Here is a 23,149-nt window from a genome sequence, read left to right on the forward strand (position 1 = left end):
ATCGGCAGCGACCAATGAGCACACTTCTCGAGGTCGAGAATCTCAGCGTCACCTTCCCGACCCGCACCGGTATTGTCGAGGCGGTCCGCGGGGTTTCCTTTTCGCTTGGCCGCGAACGGCTTGGCATCGTGGGCGAATCCGGCTCCGGCAAATCGCAGACCGGCCGCGCCATCATGGGGCTGACGCCGCCGCAGGCCCGGATATCGGCGAACAAGCTTGCCTTCGACGGCATCGACCTGCTCAGCGTCTTGCCACGCGAACGGCGGGCGCTGCGCGGAAAACGCATCGCCATGATCCTGCAGGATCCGAAATATTCGCTCGATCCGGTCATGAGCATCGGCCGCCAGATCGTCGAGACGCTGCGCACGCATGAAAAGGTCGGCAAGGCCGAGGCGCGCGACCGCGCGGTGGCGATGCTGGAGGCGGTGCAGATCCGCGATCCCTCCCGCGTCTTCGACCTGCATCCGCACGAAGTGTCCGGCGGCATGGGTCAGCGCGCCATGATCGCCATGATGCTGATCGCCGGGCCGGAGATGATGATCGCCGACGAGCCGACCTCGGCGCTCGACGTGACCGTGCAGCTGGACGTGCTCGGCATTCTCGACAGGCTGGTCAGCGAGCGCGGCATGGGGCTGATCTTCATCTCTCACGACCTGCGCCTGGTCTCCTCCTTCTGCGACCGCGTCATCGTCATGTATGCCGGCAAGGTGGTCGAGCAGCTCAAGGCGTCCGAACTCGGCCGCGCCCAACATCCCTATACGCGCGGCCTGCTCAACTGCATGCCCAAGATCGGCGCCGACCGCCATCCGCTGCCGGTGCTCGACCGCAAGCCGGAGTGGGCGGCATGACAGCAGCGATTGCCGTCGACAGACTGGAAGTGATCTTCGACCGCTTTCGCGCGCTGAAGGGCGTCAGCCTCGACGTGCAGCCAGGCGAATCCTTCGGCCTGGTCGGTGAATCCGGTTCCGGCAAATCGACGCTGCTGCGAGCCATCGCGGGTCTCGCGCCGGTCGCCTCGGGCAGCATCACAGTCAATGGCAAGAAGCTTGGCGTGCGCCGCGACAAGGCCTTTTACCGCGAAGTGCAGATGGTTTTCCAGGATCCGTACGGCTCGCTGCACCCGCGCCAGACCGTCGACCGCCTGCTGCAGGAGCCGCTTGCCATCCATGGTTTTGCCGACGGCGAAAAGCGTATCCAGCGGGCACTCGACGAGGTCGGTTTGGGCACCGGATTTCGCTTCCGCTACTCGCATCAATTGTCGGGTGGCCAGCGCCAGCGTGTGGCGATCGCGCGCGCGCTCATTCTCGAACCGTCGATCCTGCTGCTCGACGAGCCGACCTCTGCGCTCGACGCCTCGGTGCAGGCGGAAGTGCTCAACCTCTTGGAAGAGGTCCGCCGGCGCCGCAAGCTGACCTTCCTGATGGTCAGCCACGACCTCGCCATCATCACCCATATGTGCGAGCGGTTGATGGTGATGCAAAGCGGCGAGGCGGTGGAGAATCTCGCGGCAAGCGACCTTGTCGAGCGCCGCGTGACCAAGGATTATACGCGCAATCTGCTCAGGGCGAGCGACGGGTTTGTGAGGGCGTAGCAGAACTTTCTACATCGCGCGCTCTTTCGCGCCCCCCTCTGGCCTGCCGGCCATCTCACCCGACGAGTGGGGAGATCAGCGGCTCCGGCGCTCTGCTCACACGTTGATAACTAGCGAAAGCCGAGATGACAGCCAATCTCCCCCTTGTGGGAGAGACGTAGGGCAGGACAGAGGAGAGCACCACCGCTACCCTTCTCGCAACTGCCCTCAGGCTGTCCCGCCTTCCGGGATTGCGTCACCAGTCGGTGCAGTGTTGTCCGACGCCGGCTTAGGCTCCTTGATCCTGAACCACGCCACATAGAGCGCCGGCAGGAACAGCAGCGTGATTGCGGTGCCGGCGATGATACCGCCCATCATGGCATAGGCCATCGGTCCCCAGAAGACCTCACGCGCGATCGGGATCAGCGCGAGGCTCGCGGCCGCGGCCGTCAGCGCAATCGGCCGCATGCGGTGCTCGGTCGCCTCGATCACGGCCGCCCAGCGGTCCTTGCCTTCGGCGACCAGGTCCTCGATCTGCACGATCAGTATGACCGAGTTGCGGATCAGGATGCCGATCAGCGCCAGCACGCCGAGGATGGCGACGAAGCCGAGCGGCGCGCCGCTAGGCACCAGTGCGGCCACCACGCCGATCAGGCCGAGCGGCGCCACAGCAACGACCAAGAACAGGCGCTGGAAGCTCTGCAACTGCACCATCAGGATGGTCGCCATGACGAACAGCATCAGCGGCACGACGGCGGCGATCGGTCCCTGGCTTTTAGCGCTTTCCTCGACCGAGCCTGCGGTCTCTACCGAATAGCCCGGCGGCAGCTTGGCGATGAAGGCATCGACGGCTGGCTTCAGTTCATTGACCACGGTCGCCGGCAGCGTGTTGCCGACCAGTCCGGCGCGCACGGTGATCGTCGGAATGCGGTCGCGCCGCCACACCGTCGGCTGCTCCAGCTCGTAGCGGAAGTTGGCCACCGCCGCGAGCGGGATCGCCTCGCCGGTGCTGGTCGGCAGCTGCATGTTCTGCAGCGTCCCGATCGAGCCGCGTTCGGCATCGCGTGAGCGCGCCACGACGTTGATCAGATAGGTGGCGTCGCGCACCTGCGTGATGGTGACGCCGCCGACCGTGCTGTTCAGCGCGCTGGCGATATCGGAGGAGGTGATGCCGAGCTGGCGCGCCTTGTCCTGCAGCACGTCGACCCTCAGCACACGCTGCGGCTCGTTCCAGTCGAAGGTCGGCGCGGCAAGCTTCGGATTGGTCGAGATGAGGCCGGCGAATTGCTGCGCCAGGCCGCGCACCGTCTGGATGTCAGGACCGCCGACGCGGTACTGCACCGGGCGGCCGACCGGCGGACCGAGCTCGAGCGGCTTGACGAAGGCATCTGTGCCGACGAACTCCTCGCGCAGCAGCTTCTCCAGGAGCGGCTTCAGCCGGTTGCGCGCCTCGATGCTCTTGGTAACGATGACGGTTTGGCCGAAATAGGGATTGGCCGGTTGCACATCGAAGGCGAGCAGGAAGCGCACCGCGCCCTGTCCGATATAGGAGCTGAAATGGTCGATGTCGGGGTTGCCGGCCAGCGCGCGCCCTTCGAAACGCTCGATCTGGTCCCGCGTCTCGGTGACAGACGAGTTCTGCGGCAGGTTCCAGTCGACGATCAGCTCCGGCCGGTCAGAAGGCGGAAAGAACTGCTGCTGGACGAGGCCGAAGCCGGCTATCGAGCCGGCAAACAACAGCACGGTGGCGATGATGGTCAGCCAGTGATGCCGCACGGAGCCGAGCAGCACGCGCCGGAACAGTGACGTGAAGCGGCCCGGCTGGTCGTGGTGCTTCGTCTTCATCGTCGCTGGAAGAATTGTGACGCCGAGTAGCGGCGCAAACAGCACTGCGACGATCCATGATACCAGAAGCGATACCGCGATGACGACGAACAGTGTGAAGGTGTACTCGCCGGCGGCGCTGTTGTTGAGGCCGATCGGGATAAAACCGGCGACCGTCACCAGCGTACCGGTCAGCATTGGGAAGGCAGTCGATGTGTAGACGTAAGTCGCCGCTTTGCGCAGGTTGTCGCCGACCTCAAGCCGCGCCACCATCATTTCTACCGCGATCATGGCGTCGTCGACCAGGAGGCCGAGCGCAATGATCAGCGCCCCCAGGGAGATGCGCTGCAGCGAGATGCCGAGATAGGCCATGACCGTGAAGGTGATGGCCAGCACTAGCGGGATCGACAGCGCCACGACGAAGCCGGCGCGCATGCCGAGGCTGATGAAGGACACAGCGAGCACGATGGCGACGGCCTCGAACAGCGCGCGCGTGAAGCCCGAGACGGCCTCCTCGACGATGACGGGCTGGTCCGCGACCAGATGCACGCCGACGCCGACCGGCAGGTCGGCCAGCACCTTGTTCATCTCCGTGTGAAGCGCCTCGCCGAACTGCAGCAGATTGGCGTTGGGCTTCATGCCGATGGCCAGCGCGATGGCGTCCTGGCCATTGAAGCGGAACAGCGCCGTCGGCGGATCGACATAGCCGCGCGTGATCGTGGCAACATCGCTCAGCCGGAAGAAGCGGTCGTTGACGCGCAGATTGATGGCACGCAGGCTCTCTTCGGAAGTGAACTGGCCACCGACGCGCACGCTGATACGCTCCGGTCCGGACTCGATGACACCGGACGGCGTGATCGCGTTCTGCGCTTGCAGGCTAGCCACAATCGCTTGCTGGTTGAGACCAAGGGCAGCGATCTGGCGGGTCGAGAATTCGAGATAGATCGCCTCGTCCTGCGCGCCGACGAGATCGACCTTGCCGGCATTCGGTACGGTCAGGATTTTGGTGCGGACGTCCTCGACATAGTCGCGCAACTGGCGCGGCGTCAGCCCGTCCGACGTGAAGGCGTAGATGTTGCCGTAGACATCACCGAAGCGGTCGTTGAAGAATGGTCCCTGCACACCCTGCGGAAACTGGGCCCGGATGTCGTTGACCATGTTGCGCACCTGAATCCAATTCGGCACGACATCGCGCGCCTTGGTGGTGTCCTTCAGGTTGACGAAGATGACGGTCTGGCCGGCGGAGGTGACGGATCTGGTAAAGTCGAGGCTGTCGAGCTCCTCGAGCTTCTTCTCGATGCGGTCGGTCACCTGCTGCACGGTCTCCTTGACCGACGCGCCCGGCCAGTTGGCCTGGATGATCATCGTCTTGATGGTGAAGTTGGGGTCTTCCTCACGACCGAGATTGAGGTAGGAGAAGATGCCGGCCACCACGAAGACCAGCATGAAGTACCAGACCATGGAGCGGTGGCTGAGCGCCCAGTCGGAGAGATTGAAGCCCTTCATCAGACGCCGCCCTCCGGCACTTTGACCTTCTGGCCTTCGCTCAGGCTGTGGACGCCGGCGGTGACGACGCGCATACCGGCTTCCAGCCCTTCGGCGACGGTGAAGGTAGCGGCGCCCTTGGCGGCGACCTTGATTTCTCTGGCGTTAACGCTGGATGTCTGCGGATCGACGACCCACACTTTGTCGACGCCGTCCCTTTCAAGCAGTGCTGACATTGGCAATTCTATCGTCGGCGCAACCTTGGTCACGCGGGTCGCCGTCACTGTCGAGCCGAGTCGGAAGGCTTGCGGCGGGTCGGTGAGCGTCAGCCGCACGCGGCGCGTGCGGGTCGAGCCTTCGGCCTGCGGCGCGATCTCGCGCAGCTTGGCCTCGGTCTGGATCGTCGGCAGCGATTGCAGGATGACCTGGAATGGCGTGCCAGCCGTGAGGTCACCGATCAACTGGTCAGGAATATCGACCACCGCCTCGCGCAGGTCCGAGCGCGCCACCGTGACGACCGTCTGGCCAGGCGAGACCGTCTGGCCGACCTCGGCGCCGGTGGCGGTGACGACGCCGTCGAAATCCGAGAACAGCCGGGCGTAGCCAAGCTGCTCCTGCGATTTGGCAAGCGAGGCCTTGGCCCGTTCAACGCCGGCCTCCGCCGCTTTCCGCGCCTGCTGCGCGGAATCGAAGACCGCTTGCGAGGTGTTGGCGGCGGCAAGCAGCTGGCGCTGGCGCTCCTCGCTGGCTGCGGCGTTGGCGAATTGCGCCTCGGCATTGGAGAGTTCCGCCTTGGCGGCCTGGGCGGCCAGCTCCAGTGCGGTCGGGTCGAGCGCGGCGATCGTCGTGCCCTTGCTCACGATGTCGCCGACATTGACGTCGCGCGACACAACCCGGCCAAGCAGGCGGAAGGCGAGGTCGGCACTGACCTGCGGCTCGACCGAGCCGGCAAAGCCGAAGGTCTGGGTTGTGCGCGGCTCGATGACCACCGACAGCACTGGCCGGATGATCTCGGGCGGCTTTTCCTCGGACTTCGAGCAGGACACGAGCGTGCCAAGTGCAAATAGGCCAAGCATAAGGTGCGGCAGCCTTCTCACTGGCCCGCTCCCGATATCTCGACCGTTTGCCCGGGACTGAGCAACTGCCCGCCTGCCGTAACGACGCTTTGGCCTTCGTTCAGGCCGCTGGCGATGACGACCGTACCTGAATCGAACGCCAGCACCTCGACCGGCGCCGTGGCAACCGCCTTGGTCGAGGGGTCGACGACCCAGACAGCCGGTTTGCCGGCACTGGCGGTCAGCGCCTGCCAGGGCAATAGGATAACCTTCACCGGCCTGGCGCTGACCGAGCCGATGACAGCCGCTCCCAGTGGCATGCCGGCGGGCGTATCGGGAATGGCGACCTTGACCCGGATCGAGCCCGAATCCGGATCCACTGCTGGCGAGACTTCGCGCACCTTGCCCACGGCCTTCACCTGCGGGTCGGACAACAGCGTGATCGTCACCGCCGGCGATGGCGCCGTTTTGGCGACCAATGTTTCCTGGACATTGAACACCGCGTCGCGATCGCCGTCCTCAGCGACGGTGAAGACGGTCTGCGCCGCCTGCACCACCTGACCGGTTTCGACCTGGCGGGCGGTGATGACGCCGGCGGCACCCGCCTTGAGCTCGGTGAATGACAGGTTCTGCTGGGCGTTGGTGAGTGCGCTCTGTGCGGCATCGACACTGCCTTGCGCCACTTTCAGCGCCTGGTCGGCAGCGTCATAGTCGCGCCTGGTGGTAAAACCCTGGGCAAGCAGCGTCTTCTGCCGCTCGAAGGCGGCTGCGGACTGGGTCAGCTGTGCCTGCGCCGCGTTAAGATCGGCCTGTGCCGAGCGCAAATCGGACTCCTGCTCCTGCGGATCGATGCGGGCGAGCATGGCACCTTGATCGACATGCTGGCCGACATCGACCAGCCGCTCGGCCACGCGGCCGCCGACCCGGAACGACAGATTGTTCAGCGTGCGCGCCGCGATCACGCCGGTCAGCGAGGTCCTCGGCGAAAAGTCTGCGATCGCCACGGTCTCGGTGCGCACCAGGATCGGCAGTTTGTGTTCGGCCGCCTCCTGCCTTTGGCAACCGGCAAGCAGCAGGCTCGCTATCGCGCAGACAAGGATCGAGGTGTTTCGAAACGGCAAAAGGCTGTGGAGCGATGATTGCAAGGCGGACGATGTCGCGTTCCTGCTCATGGCTTCCCCTGCCTGCTTGGAACGCTCCCACTGCGGAGCCCCGCGGGCCGTCCGAAGATAATCGATCCCGGGGAAAAGGGAACCTCTCCCGTACGCGTATCGGTCGACTGGTCGAGGCCGCGGCGTGCGACAGGCCCAATTGCCTGTTGACGGTGCCGACTTGAGGAAAACGTGAAATAAGGTCAGAAGACGTGTCAGCGACATCAAACAAGAACGGGCGCCGGCCCGATGAGGGATACCATGAAGAATTCAGCCATTTCGGAGCGCAAGAACCAGTCGATCTCACGCGGCGTCGGCATGACCACGCAGATCTATGCGGACCGGGCTGAAAACTCGGAGATCTGGGATGTCGAGGGCCGCCGCTACATCGACTTCTCGTCGGGCATCGCCGTCGTCAATACCGGTCACCGCCATCCGAAGGTCATAGAGGCGGTCAAAGCGCAGCTCGATCGCTTCACCCACACCTGCCACCAGGTGGTGCCCTATGAGAGCTATGTGCGGCTGGCCGAACGGCTGAACGCCATGCTGCCCGGCAAGTTCGAGAAGAAGACGATCTTCGTCACCACCGGCGCCGAGGCGGTCGAGAACGCCGTCAAGATCGCCCGCAACGCCACCGGCCGCCCAGCGGTCATCGCCTTCGCCGGCGGCTTCCATGGCCGCACCTTCATGGGCATGGCGCTGACCGGCAAGGTCGTACCCTACAAGGTCGGATTCGGCGCCATGCCGGGTGACGTCTACCATGCGCCGTTCCCGGTGCCGCTGCACGGTGTATCGGTCGCCGATTCGCTGGCCGCACTCGACCGCCTGTTCAAGGCCGATGTCGACCCGGCCCGGGTTGCCGCCATCATTATCGAGCCGGTCCAGGGTGAGGGCGGCTTCTACGACGCGCCGCGTGAGTTCCTGATCGCGCTGCGCAAGCTCTGCGACCAGCACGGCATGCTCTTGATTGCCGACGAAGTGCAGACCGGCTTTGCCCGCACCGGCAAGATGTTTGCGATGGATCACCATGAGGTGGCGGCCGACATCACCACCATGGCGAAAAGCCTGGCTGGCGGTTTCCCGCTGGCCGCGGTCACCGGCCGCGCCGAAATCATGGATGCTCCCGGCCCCGGCGGGCTCGGCGGCACCTATGGCGGCAGCCCGATCGGCGTTGCCGCCGCCCATGCCGTACTCGACGTGATCGAAGAGGAGAAGCTTTGCGATCGCGCCAACACGCTGGGTGCCAGGCTCAAGCAGCGGCTGCAGTCGATCCGCGACGACGTACCCGAGATCGTCGATATCAGAGGCCTCGGCTTCATGAACGCCGTCGAGTTCAACGACGTCAAGAAAGGCCTGCCGTCGGCCGAGATCGCCAATGCAATCAGGCTGAAGGCGCTCGACAAGGGCCTGATCCTGCTGACTTGCGGCGTCTACGGCAACGTCATCCGCTTCCTTGCGCCGATCACCATCCAGGACGGCGTCATGAATGAGGCGCTCGACATTCTGGAAAGCTCGATCCGCGAAGTCTGCGCCGCCTGATCGGCGGCGTTACCCAGCCGCTGTGGCTGGGAAGTTTTCGAGGAAAGCGGCCAGCGCCGCTTTCAGGCCTTCGGGGCCATCCGCGATCGTCTGCGGCGTCGGCGAAAATCCGGCGCCGAGCATCTTGCGGCCAAGCATATGGTCGCCGGGGCGATTGACGGATTCGATGCCGAGCAGCCGGTCGCCGGCATAGTGGTAGATGGAGAACTTGTTGTCGGGCAGGTCGCCCAGCACGACGTGATTGTCGCCGCCGGCGGTCAGGCCGACCATCTGCAGCTTCATGTCGCCGATGTCGGACCAGAACCATGGCACCGCCGAATAGGCGTCGGCGTGGCCGACAATGGTGCGTGCGGCAAGCCGGGCCTGGTCGGTGGCGTTCTGCACCGATTCCAGCCGCACATCGCCGCCGGTGAACCAGTGTCGGTAAGAGGCCGCGTCGCCAATGGCGAGAATTTCCGGCACCGAGCTGCGCATCTGGTGATCGACGCGGATGCCGTTGGCGACAGCGAGGCCGGCGTCCTGCGCCAGTTCGACATTCGGCACGGCGCCGATACCGACGATGACCATGCGCGCCGGCAGAATTTCACCTGACGAGGTGACCGCGGCCACGACATGGCCGTTTTCGCCTTCGAGCCGGGCAATGCTGGTGCCGCTAAGGATACGCACCCCGGTCGCTTCCAGCCTTTGGCGGACATGGCTCGCCACGACCGGCGCCACGGCGCGGCCGAGCAACCGGTCGAGTGCTTCGACAACCGTCACTGTACGCCCGGCCGCCCGCAGTGTGGCGGCGATCTCCAGGCCGATGAAGCCGCCGCCGAGAATGACGACCTCGTCGCTCTGTGCGCTCAACTCGCGGATCAGCCGCGCATCGGCCAGCGAGCGCAACGACACCACGCCGGACAGTTCAGAGCCGGGCAACGGCAGTGTGCGCGGGCGCGAACCGGTCGCCAGGACCAGGTGGTCAAAGGCAAGTGTCGCGCCGCCGGCGATGTCCAGTCTGCGACGGCCGGCATCGATACGGTCGATCCTGATGCCTGGCCGGTAGTCGATGGCGCTGCCTGTGTAGAAGGCTTCGCCGCGTAGCGGTTGCGGTTTGGCCGCGGCATCCTTGATGAACGTCTTCGACAGCGGCGGCTTGTGGTAGGGCAGCTCGTTCTCGTCGCCGACGAGGATCACCGGTCCGTCATAGCCTTCCTCGCGCAGACTTGCAGCCGCTTGCACGCCCGCATGACCCGCGCCGACAATGACCACACCGTTCTTCATGGCATTCCAATCCCGACTCGATTCTAGGACGTCTCGCCAAGTGGCAATTGTCTGGCGCCGCCGCAAGAGAGCTTTTGCGGGTCGCACCCGGAATGGTGGCTGTCAATCGCACAGTTCACCGGCGAGTCCCGGTGCAGGCTGATGCATAAAGTTGACAGTCGTAGTTTAGAATAATTCTAAACTGTTGTTTCGATTGATTTTTCTTGCCGATCTCCATTGACTTCCGGCGGTGTCGAAGCTTTATGGAGGCTCGCGCATTGGCGCATCCCTTTGATGTCTGGGCCTTGAACCCTTTCGATTGGAGGCATTTCGGTGTCTTTCTTCCGCAGACCACGCCTTGTCGTGGCCATTTTTTTGCCGGATGGCGCTGCCCTGCCCGACTTGGTGCAGGCCGCCCGTTGCCGCCCCCTATTTCAGTGAATTCCTGAGGAGATGACAGTCATGAGAGCGATGATAACGGCACGGTATGGCGGCAGGCTCGCCGCGATCGGCGCCACGGCCCTGCTGACGGCGGCGGTGTTCGTGCTGCCGGCCAAGGCGGGAACCGATGCGAAGGCGGTCATCACGACCTATGCCGACATCGCGCTGGCCAAATACGAGGATTCGCTGACCACTGCGCAGGCGCTAGACAAGGCGGTCGACGCCCTGCTCGCCAAGCCGTCGGTGGAAACCCTCAACGCCGCCCGCGACGCCTGGAAGGCATCGCGCGTCCCCTACCAGCAGACCGAAGTCTATCGTTTCGGCAACAAGATCGTCGACGACTGGGAAGGCAAGGTGAACTCCTGGCCGCTCGACGAAGGGCTGATCGACTATGTCGCCAAGAGCTATGGCACCGAATCGGATGCGAATTCGCTCTATACGGCCAATGTGATCGCCAACAAGGAAATCGAGATCAATGGCAAGAAGGTCGATGCCACCAACCTGACGCCGGAATTCCTCTCCGGCACGCTGCAGGAAGCCGGCGGCGTCGAGGCCAATGTCGCCACCGGCTATCACGCCATCGAGTTCCTGCTCTGGGGCCAGGACCTGCACGGTACCGGTCCGGGCGCCGGCGAGCGCCCCTATACCGATTACGATCTCAAGAATTGCACCGGCGGCAATTGCGATCGCCGCGCCCAATATCTGAAATCGGCCAGCGACCTTCTGGTTTCCGACCTTCAGGAGATGGTCGGAAACTGGAAGGAAGACGGCGCGGCGCGCAAGAACCTCGTCGATGGCGAGCCGAACACCGCCATCTCGACGATCTTCACCGGCATGGGCTCGCTGTCCTACGGCGAACTCGCCGGCGAACGCATGAAGCTCGGCCTGCTGCTGCATGATCCGGAAGAGGAGCATGACTGCTTTTCCGACAACACCTATAATTCGCATCTCTATGACGCCATCGGCATCCGCGCCGCCTATCATGCCACCTATACTAGGCTCGACGGCACCGTCGTTTCGGGGCCGTCGGTCGCCGATATGGTGAAGTTGGCCGATCCGGCAATCGACAAGGAACTGTCGGACAAGCTTGATGTCACGGTCGCCAACATGGAAGCGATCAAGGCGCGGGCACTGGCCGGCGAGGCTTATGACCAGCAGATCGCCGAGGGCAACACCGAAGGCAACGCCACTGTGCAGGCGGCAATCGACGCTCTGATCGACCAGACCAAGTCGGTCGAACGCGCCGTTGGCTCCCTGAAGCTCAATGCCATCGCCTTCGAGGGGTCCGACAGCCTCGACGCACCCGACAAGGTGTTCAAGTAAGCGTCGACAGGCTGGGGCCTGACCGAAGCTGGACATCGGCTTCGGATTGGGCTCCGGCAAGAAATCAAGCCACACGGCGCGGGAGGCGCCGTCAGCCATCCGAGCCATGAAATGCTGATCTGCCATTGCAACATCATCACCGAGAGGGAAATCGAGCAGACGATCATCGGGCTGCTGGACCAGGACCCTTGGCAACTGGTCGTGCCGGCAAAGGTTTATCACGCCATGCAAAAGCGCGGTCGCTGTTGCGGCTGCTTCCCAAATGTGGTCGAAACGATCATTCGGGTCACCGAAAATTACCACGCCCGCTCGGAGGCGAGCGGCGTGGATATCGTTTCACACCTGGATCGCGTCAGAGGCCTGCGCGTCCAATACGGGAGCAGAACCCATGAAAGGCGAACAGCAGATCATCGAGCGGCTTAACGAGGCTCTTTTTCTGGAGCTCGGCGCCGTCAACCAGTATTGGGTGCATTTCCGTCTGCTTGAGGACTGGGGATACGCCAAGCTGGCAAAAAAGGAGCGGGCGGAATCGATCGAGGAGATGCACCATGCCGACCGGCTCGTGGCCCGCATCATCTTCCTGGAAGGCCATCCGAACCTGCAATCCGTGGCGCCGCTGCGCATCGGGCAGAATGTCAAGGAAGTGCTCGAATCCGATCTTGCCGGCGAATATGACGCGCGTACCGCCTACAAGCGTTCGCGCGAGATCTGCGAGGAAGCGGGCGACTACGTGACGATGAAGCTGTTCGAAGAGTTGCTGGCGGACGAGGAAGGGCACATAGACTTCCTCGAGACTCAGCTCGACCTGCTTGCTTCGATCGGCGAGGAAAAATACGGCCAGCTCAACGCCGCATCGGCGGACGAGGCGGACTAAGGACATGCGGGAATGCGGCGCCTGCTAGAATTCGTGCGCCGCTTGCGGCGAGCCAATGGCTCTCCGCCTTGTCACAAAACGCCAGCCGGATCGGCGGGCGGGCGCTGCGTCATCCTCGTTGTGGCATTCACCTCCTCGGCGATTGCCGGCGACCTTCAGCCCACCGGCCTTGCCACCTCGCGTACCGACCTCAATCCGAAGGATCAGGCGCGCGTTACGGCCATCACCACGCCGACGTCGGATTTTTCCAAACCTGAGCAGTTCGAACTGATGCAAGGCGGCGCCGGCACGTCCAGGAAGGATGTCAGCCGCGATTCCTTCTCGCAATCCTCGGCCAACATCACCTTCGAGGAAGAGGGCGACTTCAAGCTCGGCAACGCGCTGTTCCGCAAGAACTGGGTGTCGTCGCCATCCTCGACGCAGGCGTCGGACGGGCTCGGTCCGCTGTTCAACGAACGCGCCTGCCAGAACTGCCATCTGAAGGATGGCCGCGGCCGTCCGCCGCAAGGCGATGCCGGCACCACGTCGATGTTCCTGCGGCTGGCCCGCGACGCCAGCAGCGCGGAAGAGAAGGCAGCGCTCGCCGACCATCGGGTGCTCAACTTTCCCGACCTCGTCTACGGCACCCAATTGCAGGAGCTGGCCGTGACCGGCCTGCGCGGCGAAGGCAGGATGCATGTCGACTACCAGGAACGGCAGGTGACTTTGGCGGACGGCACCGTGATTTCCCTGCGCAAACCCAGCTATTCGGTCGTCGATCTTGGCTATGGGCCGCTTGATCCGCGCACCACGCTTTCGCCGCGCCTGACGCCGCCGATGGTCGGCCTTGGCCTGATCGAGCAGATTGCCCCGGCCGATATCCTTGCCCATGCCGATCCGGAAGACCGGGATGGCGACGGCATTTCCGGCAGGCCCAACATGGTGCGCGACGGCCAGAGCGGCGAGCTGACGCTTGGCCGCTTTGGCTGGAAGGCACAGATCGCGTCGATCCGGCAGCAGGCGGCGGATGCCTTTGCCGGCGACATCGGCATCTCGACGCCGGAAGAGCCGAAACATTGGGGCGACTGCACCGCCGCGCAGGCAAAATGCCTGGCCATGCCGAACGGCGTGCAGCCGCGCCTCGGCCTGGTCGAGGCGCCACCGCCGGTGATGGATCTCGTCACCTTCTATTCGCAGAACCTGGCGGTGCCGGCACGCCGCGACCTCGACCGGCCGGGTGTACTCGCCGGCAAGAAAGTCTTCTACGAGATCGGCTGCATTGCCTGTCACACGCCGAAATTCGTCACCCGTCGCGGCACGCCCAACAAGGCGCAGGCCTTCCAGTTGATCTGGCCGTATTCCGACTTCCTGCTGCACGACATGGGGCCTGATCTGGCTGATGGCCAGTCCGTGGGGGAAGCAACCGGCAATGAGTGGCGCACCCCGCCACTGTGGGGCATCGGCCTCACCGAGACGGTCAATGGCAATTCTTTCTTCTTGCATGATGGCCGCGCGCGCAGCCTGACCGAGGCGATCCTGTGGCATGGTGGCGAGGCGCAGAAGGCGCGCGACCGTTTTGCCGCCGCCAACGCGGCCGATCGTGATGCGCTGCTCAAATTCCTGGAGTCACTGTGATGCTCAAGCGCTCTGCACTGGTTCTCGTACTGCCGTTGGCTCTGCTGGGTGTCGTCCCGACGTCGGCGGCTGTGAAAGCCTCTGAAATCATCCAGCAGGCGATCGATGGCTTCGTCCGCCCGGCCTATGCCAGCCTGCACGACCATGCCGGCCATTTGACCGAGGCGATGCACACGCTTTGCACCGCGCCCTCGCAAGAAGACCTCGATGCGGCGCGGGCCCAGTTTTCGGCGACGGTCGATGCCTGGTCGTCAGCCGAGATCATCGGCTTCGGGCCGATCAAGGAGAACAACCGGCTGGAACGCATGCTTTTCTGGCCGGACCGCAAGAGCATCGGCCTGAAACAGGTGCAGGCGGCGCTGTCGGACAAGGACCCGACCGCCACCGACGCGGCACAGCTGGCCGGCAAGAGCGTTGCCATGCAAGGGTTGGGCGCGCTGGAATTCGTGCTTTACGGCGATGGCGCCGAGGCGCTGACGGGCAAAGCCGATCCCTATCGCTGCGCCTATGGCGCGGCGATCGCCGGCAACATCGAAACCATGGCGGGCGAGGTCAGCACAGCCTGGAACAAACCGGACGGTTTTGCGGCGCTTTGGGCCAATCCGGGGCCGCAGAACGCGCTTTACCGTGATGGCAACGAAGCTGTGACCGAACTGGTCGGCGTCTTCATCAATGAGCTGGAAATGGTGCGCGACGTGCGCCTGAAGGGCTTTTTCGGCGCCAGCCCGGCGGCCGACAAGCCAAGACAGGCAATCTACTGGCGGTCGCAAAACACCACCAATTCGCTAGCCGCCAATCTGTCGGGAATAGACGATTTGTTCCAGGTCTCGAAACTCGGCGGCGCACTGCCGCCTGACGCGCGCTGGATGGCGGAATCGATCCATATCCAGCTGGTCAACGGCGTTGCCACCGCCAAGGCAGTCAGCGGTCCGATCGACAAGGCGCTTGCCGATCCGGCGCTGCATGAAAAACTCGAGCATTTCGCGCTGATCACCTCCAGCCTGTCGACCCTGATCGGCACCAGGCTGACCGCCGAATTCGGCCTGACCGCCGGCTTCTCGTCGCTGGATGGGGACTGATCCTTGAAGACGCCACTGATCGACCGCCGCGATTTCCTCCGGGCAGCAGGCATTGGCTTTGCTGCCGCGATGGCGCCTTCGGCCTGGGCCAAGACGCTTGCAGCCGACGCCGTCTTCGCCACCGCTTTCGTCAAGCGCGATGGCACCTATGGCGCCGCCGTCCTGTCCGAGGCCGGCAAGCTCCTGCATGCGATCGACCTGCCCGACCGCGGGCATGACGTCACCTTCGATCCGGTGTCGAAGCGCTCTGTGGTCTTCGCTCGCCAGCCCGGCACCTTTGCCGTGGTTTTCGATCATTCGGGCCGCGACGCCCCGCTGACGATCGCCAGCATCACCGGCCGGCATTTCTTCGGCCACGGCGTGTTCTCGCCCGACGGCGCGCTGCTCTACGCCACCGAGAACGATTTCGACAATGCTGCCGGGGTGGTCGGTATCTACGATGCACGGGCAAGATTCAGCCGCATCGGCGAATTCCCGACTTATGGCATGGGTCCGCACGAGCTTCTGCTTCTGGGCGACGGCAGCACGATTGCGGTTGCCAATGGCGGCATCGAGACCCATCCGGACTATGGCCGCGCCGAGCTCAACATCGCCACCATGAAGCCGTCCTACGTGCTGATCGACCGCGTCACCGGCAACCTCATCGAGAAGCACGAACTGCCGGCGGCACTGCACCAGCTTTCGATCCGCCACATGGACACCGATCGATCCGGCACGGTCTGGTTCGGCTGTCAGTACAGGGGGCCGGGCACCGATTGTCCTTTGCTGGTCGGCCGCGCGGCGCGTGACAAGGAACTGCAACTGCTCGACATGCCGCAGGACGTGCTGTCCGGCTTCCGCAACTATATCGGTTCGGTCGCCGCCAATCCGCTTGCCGGCACCGTCGCCGTCTCTTCACCGGAAGGCAATTCACTTGTGGTGATCGACGCGGCGAACGGCCGGATCGTCTCGAGCAGCGCGCTGGTCGAGGTTTGCGGCCTTGCGCCCGACGGCTCGAGCTTCATGGCGACCACAGGCGCCGGCGACATCATCGAGGGCAGCGGTGCGACACGCTCCGAACCGGACTATGTCTGGGACAACCACATGCTGCGCATCGAACAGGCTGCATAGATACTTTTCCAGCCGGGCCGAAGCGAAGCCGCTTAACAAATTATGCACTGTCCCCTTGCGGCGGCGGGCTGTGGCGGGCACAGGGAATTGTTTTTCGAACCGGTCGTTTCATGAAATTGCTTGCCATCGACTGTGCCGCCAACCTCTGCGCCGCCTGCGTCTATGACGCGGCGGCGAGGCAGGAGCTCGGCCGCTCGGTGCTCGATCTCGGTAAGGGCCATGCCGAGCAACTGATGGCGGTCATCGCCGAAGCACTCAAAACAGCCGCAACCGACTATGCCGGTCTTGACGCCATCGCCGTCTCTGTCGGTCCCGGCTCCTTCACCGGTCTGCGCGTCGGCGTCTCGACCGCGCGCGGCCTGGCGCTGGCGCTCAAAGTCCCGGCGATCGGAGTGACGACGCTCGAGGCACTGGCCAGTGAGGCAGCAGCGGCATTTCTCGGCCGTCCCGTGCTTGCGGCGCTCGATGCAGGGCGCGAGGAAATCCATGCCGCGTTTTACGATGAACTGTCGGTTTTGACTTACGGTCCGGCTGTGACCACACTGGCGAATGCAGTCACCATGGCGACGGAAAGCGCTTCGGTACTCGCTGGCACCGCGGCAGCGCAAATCGCCGCATCGGCCGGACGCGCCTTTGATATCGGCCCCCAGACGGCCACCGCCGACATTGCCACCTACGCTCGGTTGGCTGCCGCCAAGGGCGGCAGCGAGAGGCCGAAACCGTTATATCTGCGCGGCGCGGACGCCAAACCGCAGGCTGGTTTCATACTATCAAGGCAACAAAACTAATGCGCATACCTTTTCTTCAACCACGCCGCCGGGACTATGCGCTCGAGCCGCTGAAGATCGCCGACAGCCCGGCGGTCTCGCTGCTGCATCGCGAGGATTTTGTCCGCCCGTGGACCGATGGCGAATTCGCCGCCTTGCTCGAACAGGAAACCGTGTTCGGCTATGCCGCTCGCGAAACCGGGCAGGGCTCCAAGCCCCCGGTCGGCTTTGTGCTGGCCAGGCTGGCGGCCGGCGAGGGCGAGATCCTGACCGTCGCGGTGGCGCGCTCCCACCGCCGGCAGGGATTGGGCTGGCAGTTGATGGACGCGGTGTTGCGCGAACTGCATGCGCAGCGCGCCGAGGCGCTGTTCCTCGAGGTCGATGAGACCAATGTTGCGGCGATCGCCCTCTACCGGCGGCTGGGCTTCCGCGAGGTCGGCAAACGCCCGAATTACTACAGGTCGTCCGAGCACGGACCGACCGGGGCGCTTGTCATGCGTCGCGATCTTCGCTAGCCAGAGGCCGGGGTAAAGCGATGATCAAGAAAATCAGGATTTTCCTGGCGCTGGGCCTCGTCGTCGCCGGCTCACTGATCCTTGTGCCGTTGCAGATCCTGTCGATGAAGACCGGCTGGTGGCCGGAAACCTTTATCCTCAAGATCTGGCACAGGATGATCATCAGGGCGTTGGGCTTGCGCATCCATGTCAAAGGTGCGCTGTCGACCAAGCGACCCTTGCTGGTAGCGTCCAACCACATCTCCTGGACCGACATCATGGTGCTCGGCTCGATGGTCGATGTGAAGTTCATCGCCAGAGCCGATATGGAAGGTTGGCCGCTGATCGGCATGCTATCGAAGCTGCAGCGCACCGTCTTCATCGAGCGCGAGCGCAAGCGTTCCTCGGGCGATCAGGCCAGCGAGATCGCCAGCCGCATGGCCAAGGGCGATGCCATGGTGCTGTTCGCCGAAGGCTCGACCGGCGACGGCAACGTCGTCCTGCCGTTCAAGAGCACGCTGTTCGGCGCGGCCTCGATGGCGATTTCGGAAGGCGCGGCGGAGCAGGTCTTCATCCAGCCGGTGGCGATCGCCTATACCCGCCTGCACGGCGTGCCCCTCGGCCGCCGGCACCGGCCGCTTGCCGCCTGGATCGGCGATGAGGACCTGATGCCGCATCTCAAGGTGCTGTTGGCGGAAGGGGCCCTCGACGTCGAGGTGCATTTCGGCGAGCCGATCGCCTTTTCCAAGGGCTCGAACCGCAAGGAAACGTCGAAGCTGATGGAAGGCCAGGTGCGCGCGATGATGCAGGCGGCGCTCGCCGATCCGCGCCCGAGCCGGTAGCCGCACTGCGCGTCCACCGGCTCGCATGACGGCGGCAGCGGAGAATCGGCTGTTTTTTGTCACGGAAAGGCGTTAGAAGCCGCCCGATGGACTTGAATACGACAGAGCGTGACGACATCGCTGCCACGGCCGAAGCAATGGCCGCGCCGGTTCCTGCAACCAGGAAGGTCTTCATCAAGACTTATGGTTGCCAGATGAACGTCTATGATTCACAGCGCATGTCCGATGCGCTGGCCGCCGACGGCTACACCGCGACCGATGCCATCGGCGAGGCCGATCTGGTGCTGCTCAACACCTGCCATATCCGCGAAAAGGCAGCCGAAAAGGTCTATTCCGAGCTCGGCCGTATCCGCGATATGAAAGCCGATCGTGCTTTGGCCGGCCGCGAAATGCTGGTCGGCGTCGCCGGTTGCGTGGCGCAAGCCGAAGGGGCCGAGATCATCCGTCGTTCGCCGGCCGTCGATCTGGTCATCGGCCCGCAGACCTATCACCGCCTGCCCGACGTGCTGGCGCGGGTGCGCGGCGGTGAAAAGATCGTCGAGACCGACTACGCCATCGAGGACAAGTTCGAGCATCTGCCGCAGCCGAAGCGCGCCGAGGTCATCAAGCGCGGCGTCACCGCCTTCCTCACCGTGCAGGAAGGTTGCGACAAGTTCTGCACCTTCTGCGTCGTGCCCTACACCAGGGGCTCCGAAGTGTCGCGGCCGGTGGCGCAGATTGTTGCCGAGGCGCAGCGTCTGGCCGAAGCCGGCGTGCGCGAGGTGACGCTGCTCGGCCAGAACGTCAATGCCTGGCACGGCCAGGGCGAGAACGGCGAGGAGTGGGGCCTTGGCCGGCTGCTGTTCAGGCTGGCTGAAATCCCAGGGCTGGCGCGGCTGCGCTACACCACCAGCCACCCGCGCGACATGGATGACGAACTCATCGCCGCCCACCGTGATCTGCCGGCGTTGATGCCTTACCTGCATCTGCCGGTGCAATCAGGCTCCGACCGCATCCTCAAGGCGATGAACCGCCGGCATACAGCCAAGGACTATCTGGCGCTGCTCGACCGCATTCGCGCCGTCCGGCCGGATATCGCGCTTTCCGGCGACTTCATCGTCGGCTTCCCCGGCGAGACCGACGCGGATTTCGAGGCGACCATGTTACTGGTGCGCCAGGTCAACTACGCCTCGGCCTTCTCGTTCAAATACTCGCCGCGTCCCGGCACTCCGGGCGCCGAGATGGCCGACCATGTGCCGGAAACGGTCAAGGACGAGCGCCTGCAGCGGCTGCAGGCCTTGCTTCTCAAGCAGCAGCAGGATTTCGGCACAAGCCTGGTCGGCAGCACCATCGACACGCTGATCGAGAAGCCCGGCCGACAGGCCGGCCAGAAGGTCGGACGCTCGCCCTGGCTGCAGCCGGTTATTGTTGATGAAAAGGCTGGCGAAATCGGCGACATTATCCGGGTGCGAATCACGAAGACGGGCTACAACAGCCTGTTCGCCGAATTGGCCTAGGGGTCTCGGCAGATGAGGAGAGACGGTTGAGCGCAGCAGAGCTGAAGAACCTGCCCCCGGTACCGGCATCTGGGGCTTCTGACATGGCGCACATCGTTCTGACTTTCGACAACAACAAGCTTGCCAGCGCCCTTTATGGTCAGTTCGACGAGAATCTGGCCAGGCTTGAGCAGAAGCTCGGCGTCGACATCCGCTCGCGCGGCAACCAGTTGACCATCAAGGGTTCGGCGTCGGCCGCCGAGCAGGCCCGCCGGGCATTGGACAATCTCTACGGCATTCTCCAGAAGGGCGTCGATATCGGCCAGTCCGACGTCGACGGCGCCGTGCGCATGGCGATTGCCGCCGACGATCAACTGACCCTGCCGACGCTGGAACGCAAGGGCAAGGTCTCCGCCGCCCAGATCGCCACCCGCAAGAAGACGATCTATGCCCGATCTCTCAACCAGGACGCCTATATGCGGGCGCTGGAGCGGTCGGAACTGGTGTTCGGCATCGGCCCGGCCGGCACCGGCAAGACCTACCTGGCGGTGGCGCATGCGGCGATGCTGCTCGAGCGCGGCATGGTCGAGCGGATCATTCTCTCGCGGCCGGCGGTCGAGGCCGGCGAGCGGCTGGGCTTCCTGCCGGGCGACATGAAGGAGAAGGTCGATCCCTATCTGCGGCCGCTCTACGATGCGCTCTACGACATGATGCCCGCTGACAAGGTCGAGCGCGCCATTGCCGCCGAAGTGATCGAAATCGCGCCGCTCGCGTTCATGCGTGGCCGCACGCTGGCGCATGCCGCCGTCATCCTCGACGAAGCGCAGAACACCACGCCGATGCAGATGAAGATGTTCCTGACGCGTCTCGGCGAGAATTCGCGCATGATCGTCACCGGAGATCCGACCCAGATCGATCTTCCCTCGAACACCAAATCGGGCCTGGTCGAAGCCTTGCGTGTGCTGGACGGCGTGGCAGGCGCGGTAACCGTGCGCTTCAACGATGGCGACGTGGTCCGCCATCCGCTGGTGGCGGAGATCGTCAGGGCCTATGACCGGGACGCCAAACTGGCGCGCGGCCTCGGCGCCGAGAATTGATTGTGACGATGCGGCCTCATGCCTGAGGACAAAATAGCCGGCGACGGGGCACTTCCCGTCGACATCGATATATCAGTCGAAGCTGGCAACTGGCCCGATGAGGCAAGCCTGACGCGGCTGGTCGATCGCGCGGTCAAGGCTGCATTCGCCGAAACCGGCGTGGCTGGCCGTTCCGAACTCAGCCTGGTTTTTTCCGACGACGCCCATATCCGGACCCTCAACGCCGGCTGGCGCGGCAAGGACAAACCGACCAACGTCTTGTCTTTCCCGGCTTTTCCGCTTGTGCAAGGCGCTCCGTTGCCACCGATGCTGGGCGATATCGTGCTCGCCGCCGAGACGGTGGCGCGTGAAGCGGCACTGGAAGACAAGCCTGTCGAGAACCATATCACTCATCTTGTGATCCACGGCCTCCTGCATTTGCTGGGCCATGATCACGAGACCGACGCCGAAGCCGAGGCGATGGAGGCCATCGAACGCGCAGCGCTCGCAAGGCTTGCCATTCCCGATCCCTACGCGTAACTACTTCTGACCAATTGACCGGACGACGATGAACGACAAACCAGAGACTGCCGCCCGCCCCGACGCCGGCAGTGCGATCAAGGCTTCCGATACGTCGGAAGAGGGATCAAGTCCGAGTACCGTTACCGGCAGCGCTGCCATCGAGTCATCGCCTGCCGGTCCCTCCCTGTTCGACCGCGTGCTGGGCCTGTTCCGGCAACGCAACGGAACCAGCCTGCGCGAGGAAATCGCCGGCGCGCTCGCCGAGACGGCGAGCGATGCCGAATCCTTCTCGCCCGGCGAACGCGCCATGCTCAACAACATCCTGCGCTTGCGCGAGGTGCGCGTCGAGGACGTCATGGTGCCGCGCGCCGACATCCAGGCGGTCGAGATCACGACGACGCTCGGCGATCTCCTGGGCACCTTCGAACAATCCGGCCATTCGCGCATGCCGGTTTATTCCGAGACACTCGATGATCCGCGCGGCATGGTCCATATCCGGGACGTGCTGGCCCACATCACCAAGATCGCGCGGGTCAAGAAGGGCCGCACGACCAGGAAAACCCCTGCCGCCACGGTTCTCGATCTCACTCAGGTAGACCTCGCGCGCACCATTGGCGACCTCAGCCTGATCCGTCCGGTGCTGTTCGTGCCGCCGTCGATGCTTGCCTCCGACCTGATGGGCCGCATGCAGACCACGCGCACGCAGATGGCGCTGGTCATCGATGAATATGGCGGCACCGATGGCCTTGCATCGCTGGAAGACATCGTCGAGATGGTGGTCGGCGACATCGAGGACGAGCATGACGACGATGAGCCGATGATCACCCAGAGCGGCGACGGCGTGTTCATCGTCGACGGCAAGGCCGAGATCGACGACGTCGCCAAGATGATCGGCGAGGATTTCGCCGCCGGCGAACACGGCGAATATGTCGACACCATCGGCGGCATGATCTTCAACACACTTGGCCGCGTTCCGGCGCGCGGCGAGGTGGTGCAGGCCATCCCCGGCTTCGAATTCCACGTCCTCGATGCCGATCCGCGCCGCGTCAAGCGCGTGCGCATCGTGCAGAGCCAGAAGGGCGAGCGCCGCCGGCGGGCCACGGTCCGCGCTGAACAGGCGTGAGCCTTTCGCCCGCCCGATGACGCTCGACGATCCGTTCAAGCACTCAAGCCTGGGCTCCGGTGTGTTCTACAAGGACCCTCGTGCCGCGCTGGACTGGCTTGAGGCGGCTTTCGGCTTCGAGCGCAGCATGGTGGTCAGCGATGCCGAGGGAAAGCTCATCCACTCCGAGATGCGGTTCGGCGACAGCTATATCATCGTCGATTCCGAATGGACCGATTACGTCGCCAGCCCGGCTTCCGTCTCGGGCAAGAACACGCAGTCCGTCTATATCAGGCTGAAGGACGGTCTGGACGCACATTGCGAGCAAGCGCGGGCGGCCGGTGCGAAAATAGTCCAGGAGCCTACCGATCAGTTCTATGGCGAACGTCAGTATCGCGCGCGCGATCCCGAGGGCCATGTCTGGACCTTCACGCAGACCATCCGCTTCGTCTCCCGTGAAGAGGCTGAACGGCTGGGCGGCTTGCGGATCGAGGGCTGGCACAGGTAGAGCGTTGGCCGTAGCTCGCAGTGCAGCCAGCCACCCGGCGTTTGGAGGCGGAACCA

At 64.1% G+C, this 23,149-nt stretch carries 22 protein-coding genes; 17 read left to right on the plus strand and 5 right to left on the minus strand.

What is annotated here, in order from left to right:
* The first annotated feature begins 14 nt into the window (after positions 1–14).
* Both AC1D10_RS14105 and AC1D10_RS14110 read left to right on the plus strand, forming a co-directional pair.
* Positions 15–848 carry an ABC transporter ATP-binding protein gene (locus AC1D10_RS14105; protein ID WP_477272652.1) on the plus strand — a complete coding sequence of 278 codons (834 nt, stop codon included), beginning with the start codon at positions 15–17 and terminating at the stop codon, positions 846–848.
* On the plus strand, positions 845–1,591 hold the full coding sequence (locus AC1D10_RS14110) for an ABC transporter ATP-binding protein (RefSeq protein ID WP_477272654.1): 747 nt from the start codon (positions 845–847) through the stop codon (positions 1,589–1,591). Before AC1D10_RS14105 ends, AC1D10_RS14110 begins: the two co-directional genes overlap by 4 nt.
* A gap of 207 nt (positions 1,592–1,798) precedes the next feature.
* Here AC1D10_RS14110 and AC1D10_RS14115 read toward each other — a convergent pair whose 3' ends face one another.
* Genes AC1D10_RS14115 through AC1D10_RS14125 form a run of 3 tightly spaced genes read right to left on the minus strand, consistent with a single transcriptional unit; the run spans position 1,799 to position 7,106 of the window.
* Positions 1,799–4,900 carry an efflux RND transporter permease subunit gene (locus tag AC1D10_RS14115; RefSeq protein WP_477272656.1) on the minus strand — a complete coding sequence of 1,034 codons (3,102 nt, stop codon included), beginning with the start codon at positions 4,898–4,900 and terminating at the stop codon, positions 1,799–1,801.
* On the minus strand, positions 4,900–5,955 hold the full coding sequence (locus AC1D10_RS14120) for an efflux RND transporter periplasmic adaptor subunit (RefSeq protein WP_477272658.1): 1,056 nt from the start codon (positions 5,953–5,955) through the stop codon (positions 4,900–4,902). The genes AC1D10_RS14115 and AC1D10_RS14120 overlap by 1 nt, the downstream gene beginning before the upstream one ends.
* A 17-nt stretch (positions 5,956–5,972) precedes the next feature.
* Positions 5,973–7,106, minus strand: a complete 1,134-nt coding sequence (locus AC1D10_RS14125) for an efflux RND transporter periplasmic adaptor subunit (RefSeq protein WP_477272660.1) — start codon at positions 7,104–7,106, stop codon at positions 5,973–5,975.
* Between the two features lie 240 nt (positions 7,107–7,346).
* Between AC1D10_RS14125 and AC1D10_RS14130 the strand changes: the two genes are divergently transcribed.
* Positions 7,347–8,624, plus strand: coding sequence for a 4-aminobutyrate--2-oxoglutarate transaminase (locus tag AC1D10_RS14130; RefSeq protein WP_477272662.1), 1,278 nt, complete (start codon positions 7,347–7,349; stop codon positions 8,622–8,624).
* Between the two features lie 9 nt (positions 8,625–8,633).
* Here AC1D10_RS14130 and AC1D10_RS14135 read toward each other — a convergent pair whose 3' ends face one another.
* Together AC1D10_RS14135 and AC1D10_RS14140 are read right to left on the minus strand one after the other, a co-directional pair.
* Entirely contained in the window at positions 8,634–9,887 is a 1,254-nt protein-coding gene (locus AC1D10_RS14135; RefSeq protein WP_477272664.1) for an NAD(P)/FAD-dependent oxidoreductase, read from the minus strand.
* 115 nt (positions 9,888–10,002) lie between these two features.
* On the minus strand, positions 10,003–10,326 hold the full coding sequence (locus AC1D10_RS14140) for a YcgJ family protein (RefSeq protein ID WP_477273104.1): 324 nt from the start codon (positions 10,324–10,326) through the stop codon (positions 10,003–10,005).
* 11 nt (positions 10,327–10,337) lie between these two features.
* Here AC1D10_RS14140 and AC1D10_RS14145 point away from each other — a divergent pair, with 11 nt between their 5' ends.
* From AC1D10_RS14145 to AC1D10_RS14210, 14 genes are all read left to right on the plus strand, one after another.
* Positions 10,338–11,630, plus strand: coding sequence for an imelysin family protein (locus tag AC1D10_RS14145; protein ID WP_477273106.1), 1,293 nt, complete (start codon positions 10,338–10,340; stop codon positions 11,628–11,630).
* Between the two features lie 111 nt (positions 11,631–11,741).
* Positions 11,742–12,053 (plus strand): (2Fe-2S)-binding protein, encoded by a 312-nt coding sequence (locus AC1D10_RS14150; protein ID WP_477272666.1) that lies wholly within the window; start codon positions 11,742–11,744, stop codon positions 12,051–12,053.
* Positions 12,019–12,504 (plus strand): bacterioferritin, encoded by a 486-nt coding sequence (gene bfr, locus AC1D10_RS14155; RefSeq protein ID WP_256748961.1) that lies wholly within the window; start codon positions 12,019–12,021, stop codon positions 12,502–12,504. The genes AC1D10_RS14150 and bfr overlap by 35 nt, the downstream gene beginning before the upstream one ends.
* A gap of 12 nt (positions 12,505–12,516) precedes the next feature.
* Positions 12,517–14,118 carry a di-heme oxidoreductase family protein gene (locus AC1D10_RS14160; protein ID WP_477272669.1) on the plus strand — a complete coding sequence of 534 codons (1,602 nt, stop codon included), beginning with the start codon at positions 12,517–12,519 and terminating at the stop codon, positions 14,116–14,118.
* A complete protein-coding gene (locus AC1D10_RS14165) occupies positions 14,118–15,197 on the plus strand; it encodes an imelysin family protein (RefSeq protein ID WP_477272671.1) in 1,080 nt (359 codons plus the stop codon). The genes AC1D10_RS14160 and AC1D10_RS14165 overlap by 1 nt, the downstream gene beginning before the upstream one ends.
* 3 nt (positions 15,198–15,200) lie before the next feature.
* Positions 15,201–16,307 carry a DUF1513 domain-containing protein gene (locus AC1D10_RS14170; RefSeq protein WP_477272673.1) on the plus strand — a complete coding sequence of 369 codons (1,107 nt, stop codon included), beginning with the start codon at positions 15,201–15,203 and terminating at the stop codon, positions 16,305–16,307.
* A 110-nt stretch (positions 16,308–16,417) separates the two neighbouring features.
* Complete coding sequence (gene tsaB / locus AC1D10_RS14175) at positions 16,418–17,095, plus strand: tRNA (adenosine(37)-N6)-threonylcarbamoyltransferase complex dimerization subunit type 1 TsaB (RefSeq protein ID WP_477272675.1); 678 nt, start codon at positions 16,418–16,420, stop codon at positions 17,093–17,095.
* Positions 17,095–17,589 (plus strand): ribosomal protein S18-alanine N-acetyltransferase, encoded by a 495-nt coding sequence (gene rimI / locus AC1D10_RS14180; protein WP_477272677.1) that lies wholly within the window; start codon positions 17,095–17,097, stop codon positions 17,587–17,589. Before tsaB ends, rimI begins: the two co-directional genes overlap by 1 nt.
* A gap of 20 nt (positions 17,590–17,609) precedes the next feature.
* Positions 17,610–18,410 (plus strand): lyso-ornithine lipid O-acyltransferase, encoded by an 801-nt coding sequence (gene olsA / locus AC1D10_RS14185; protein WP_477272679.1) that lies wholly within the window; start codon positions 17,610–17,612, stop codon positions 18,408–18,410.
* A gap of 137 nt (positions 18,411–18,547) precedes the next feature.
* On the plus strand, positions 18,548–19,906 hold the full coding sequence (gene miaB / locus AC1D10_RS14190) for a tRNA (N6-isopentenyl adenosine(37)-C2)-methylthiotransferase MiaB (protein WP_477273108.1): 1,359 nt from the start codon (positions 18,548–18,550) through the stop codon (positions 19,904–19,906).
* 83 nt (positions 19,907–19,989) lie between these two features.
* The gene (locus AC1D10_RS14195) at positions 19,990–20,982 is read left to right on the plus strand and encodes a PhoH family protein (protein ID WP_023758127.1); all 993 of its coding nucleotides are present in this window, start codon (positions 19,990–19,992) and stop codon (positions 20,980–20,982) included.
* 18 nt (positions 20,983–21,000) lie between these two features.
* A complete protein-coding gene (ybeY, locus tag AC1D10_RS14200; protein WP_477272681.1) occupies positions 21,001–21,501 on the plus strand; it encodes an rRNA maturation RNase YbeY in 501 nt (166 codons plus the stop codon).
* Between the two features lie 28 nt (positions 21,502–21,529).
* A complete protein-coding gene (locus AC1D10_RS14205) occupies positions 21,530–22,606 on the plus strand; it encodes a hemolysin family protein (RefSeq protein ID WP_477272683.1) in 1,077 nt (358 codons plus the stop codon).
* Between the two features lie 16 nt (positions 22,607–22,622).
* The gene (locus AC1D10_RS14210; protein ID WP_477272685.1) at positions 22,623–23,093 is read left to right on the plus strand and encodes a VOC family protein; all 471 of its coding nucleotides are present in this window, start codon (positions 22,623–22,625) and stop codon (positions 23,091–23,093) included.
* The last annotated feature ends 56 nt before the right edge of the window (positions 23,094–23,149 follow it).

It is taken from the genome of Mesorhizobium sp. P2_A8 (assembly GCF_056404935.1).

What these genes read in the sequence shown, in the direction of transcription:
- AC1D10_RS14105 (WP_477272652.1), top strand. Translation starts at nt 15, where the DNA reads ATGAGCACACTTCTCGAGGTCGAGAATCTCAGCGTCACCTTCCCGACC.
- AC1D10_RS14110 (WP_477272654.1), top strand. Translation starts at nt 845, where the DNA reads ATGACAGCAGCGATTGCCGTCGACAGACTGGAAGTGATCTTCGACCGC.
- AC1D10_RS14115 (WP_477272656.1), bottom strand. Translation starts at nt 4,900, where the DNA reads ATGAAGGGCTTCAATCTCTCCGACTGGGCGCTCAGCCACCGCTCCATG.
- AC1D10_RS14120 (WP_477272658.1), bottom strand. Translation starts at nt 5,955, where the DNA reads ATGCTTGGCCTATTTGCACTTGGCACGCTCGTGTCCTGCTCGAAGTCC.
- AC1D10_RS14125 (WP_477272660.1), bottom strand. Translation starts at nt 7,106, where the DNA reads ATGAGCAGGAACGCGACATCGTCCGCCTTGCAATCATCGCTCCACAGC.
- AC1D10_RS14130 (WP_477272662.1), top strand. Translation starts at nt 7,347, where the DNA reads ATGAAGAATTCAGCCATTTCGGAGCGCAAGAACCAGTCGATCTCACGC.
- AC1D10_RS14135 (WP_477272664.1), bottom strand. Translation starts at nt 9,887, where the DNA reads ATGAAGAACGGTGTGGTCATTGTCGGCGCGGGTCATGCGGGCGTGCAA.
- AC1D10_RS14145 (WP_477273106.1), top strand. Translation starts at nt 10,338, where the DNA reads ATGATAACGGCACGGTATGGCGGCAGGCTCGCCGCGATCGGCGCCACG.
- AC1D10_RS14150 (WP_477272666.1), top strand. Translation starts at nt 11,742, where the DNA reads ATGCTGATCTGCCATTGCAACATCATCACCGAGAGGGAAATCGAGCAG.
- bfr (WP_256748961.1), top strand. Translation starts at nt 12,019, where the DNA reads ATGAAAGGCGAACAGCAGATCATCGAGCGGCTTAACGAGGCTCTTTTT.
- AC1D10_RS14160 (WP_477272669.1), top strand. Translation starts at nt 12,517, where the DNA reads ATGCGGCGCCTGCTAGAATTCGTGCGCCGCTTGCGGCGAGCCAATGGC.
- AC1D10_RS14165 (WP_477272671.1), top strand. Translation starts at nt 14,118, where the DNA reads ATGCTCAAGCGCTCTGCACTGGTTCTCGTACTGCCGTTGGCTCTGCTG.
- tsaB (WP_477272675.1), top strand. Translation starts at nt 16,418, where the DNA reads ATGAAATTGCTTGCCATCGACTGTGCCGCCAACCTCTGCGCCGCCTGC.
- rimI (WP_477272677.1), top strand. Translation starts at nt 17,095, where the DNA reads ATGCGCATACCTTTTCTTCAACCACGCCGCCGGGACTATGCGCTCGAG.
- olsA (WP_477272679.1), top strand. Translation starts at nt 17,610, where the DNA reads ATGATCAAGAAAATCAGGATTTTCCTGGCGCTGGGCCTCGTCGTCGCC.
- miaB (WP_477273108.1), top strand. Translation starts at nt 18,548, where the DNA reads ATGGCCGCGCCGGTTCCTGCAACCAGGAAGGTCTTCATCAAGACTTAT.
- AC1D10_RS14195 (WP_023758127.1), top strand. Translation starts at nt 19,990, where the DNA reads ATGGCGCACATCGTTCTGACTTTCGACAACAACAAGCTTGCCAGCGCC.
- ybeY (WP_477272681.1), top strand. Translation starts at nt 21,001, where the DNA reads ATGCCTGAGGACAAAATAGCCGGCGACGGGGCACTTCCCGTCGACATC.
- AC1D10_RS14205 (WP_477272683.1), top strand. Translation starts at nt 21,530, where the DNA reads ATGAACGACAAACCAGAGACTGCCGCCCGCCCCGACGCCGGCAGTGCG.
- AC1D10_RS14210 (WP_477272685.1), top strand. Translation starts at nt 22,623, where the DNA reads ATGACGCTCGACGATCCGTTCAAGCACTCAAGCCTGGGCTCCGGTGTG.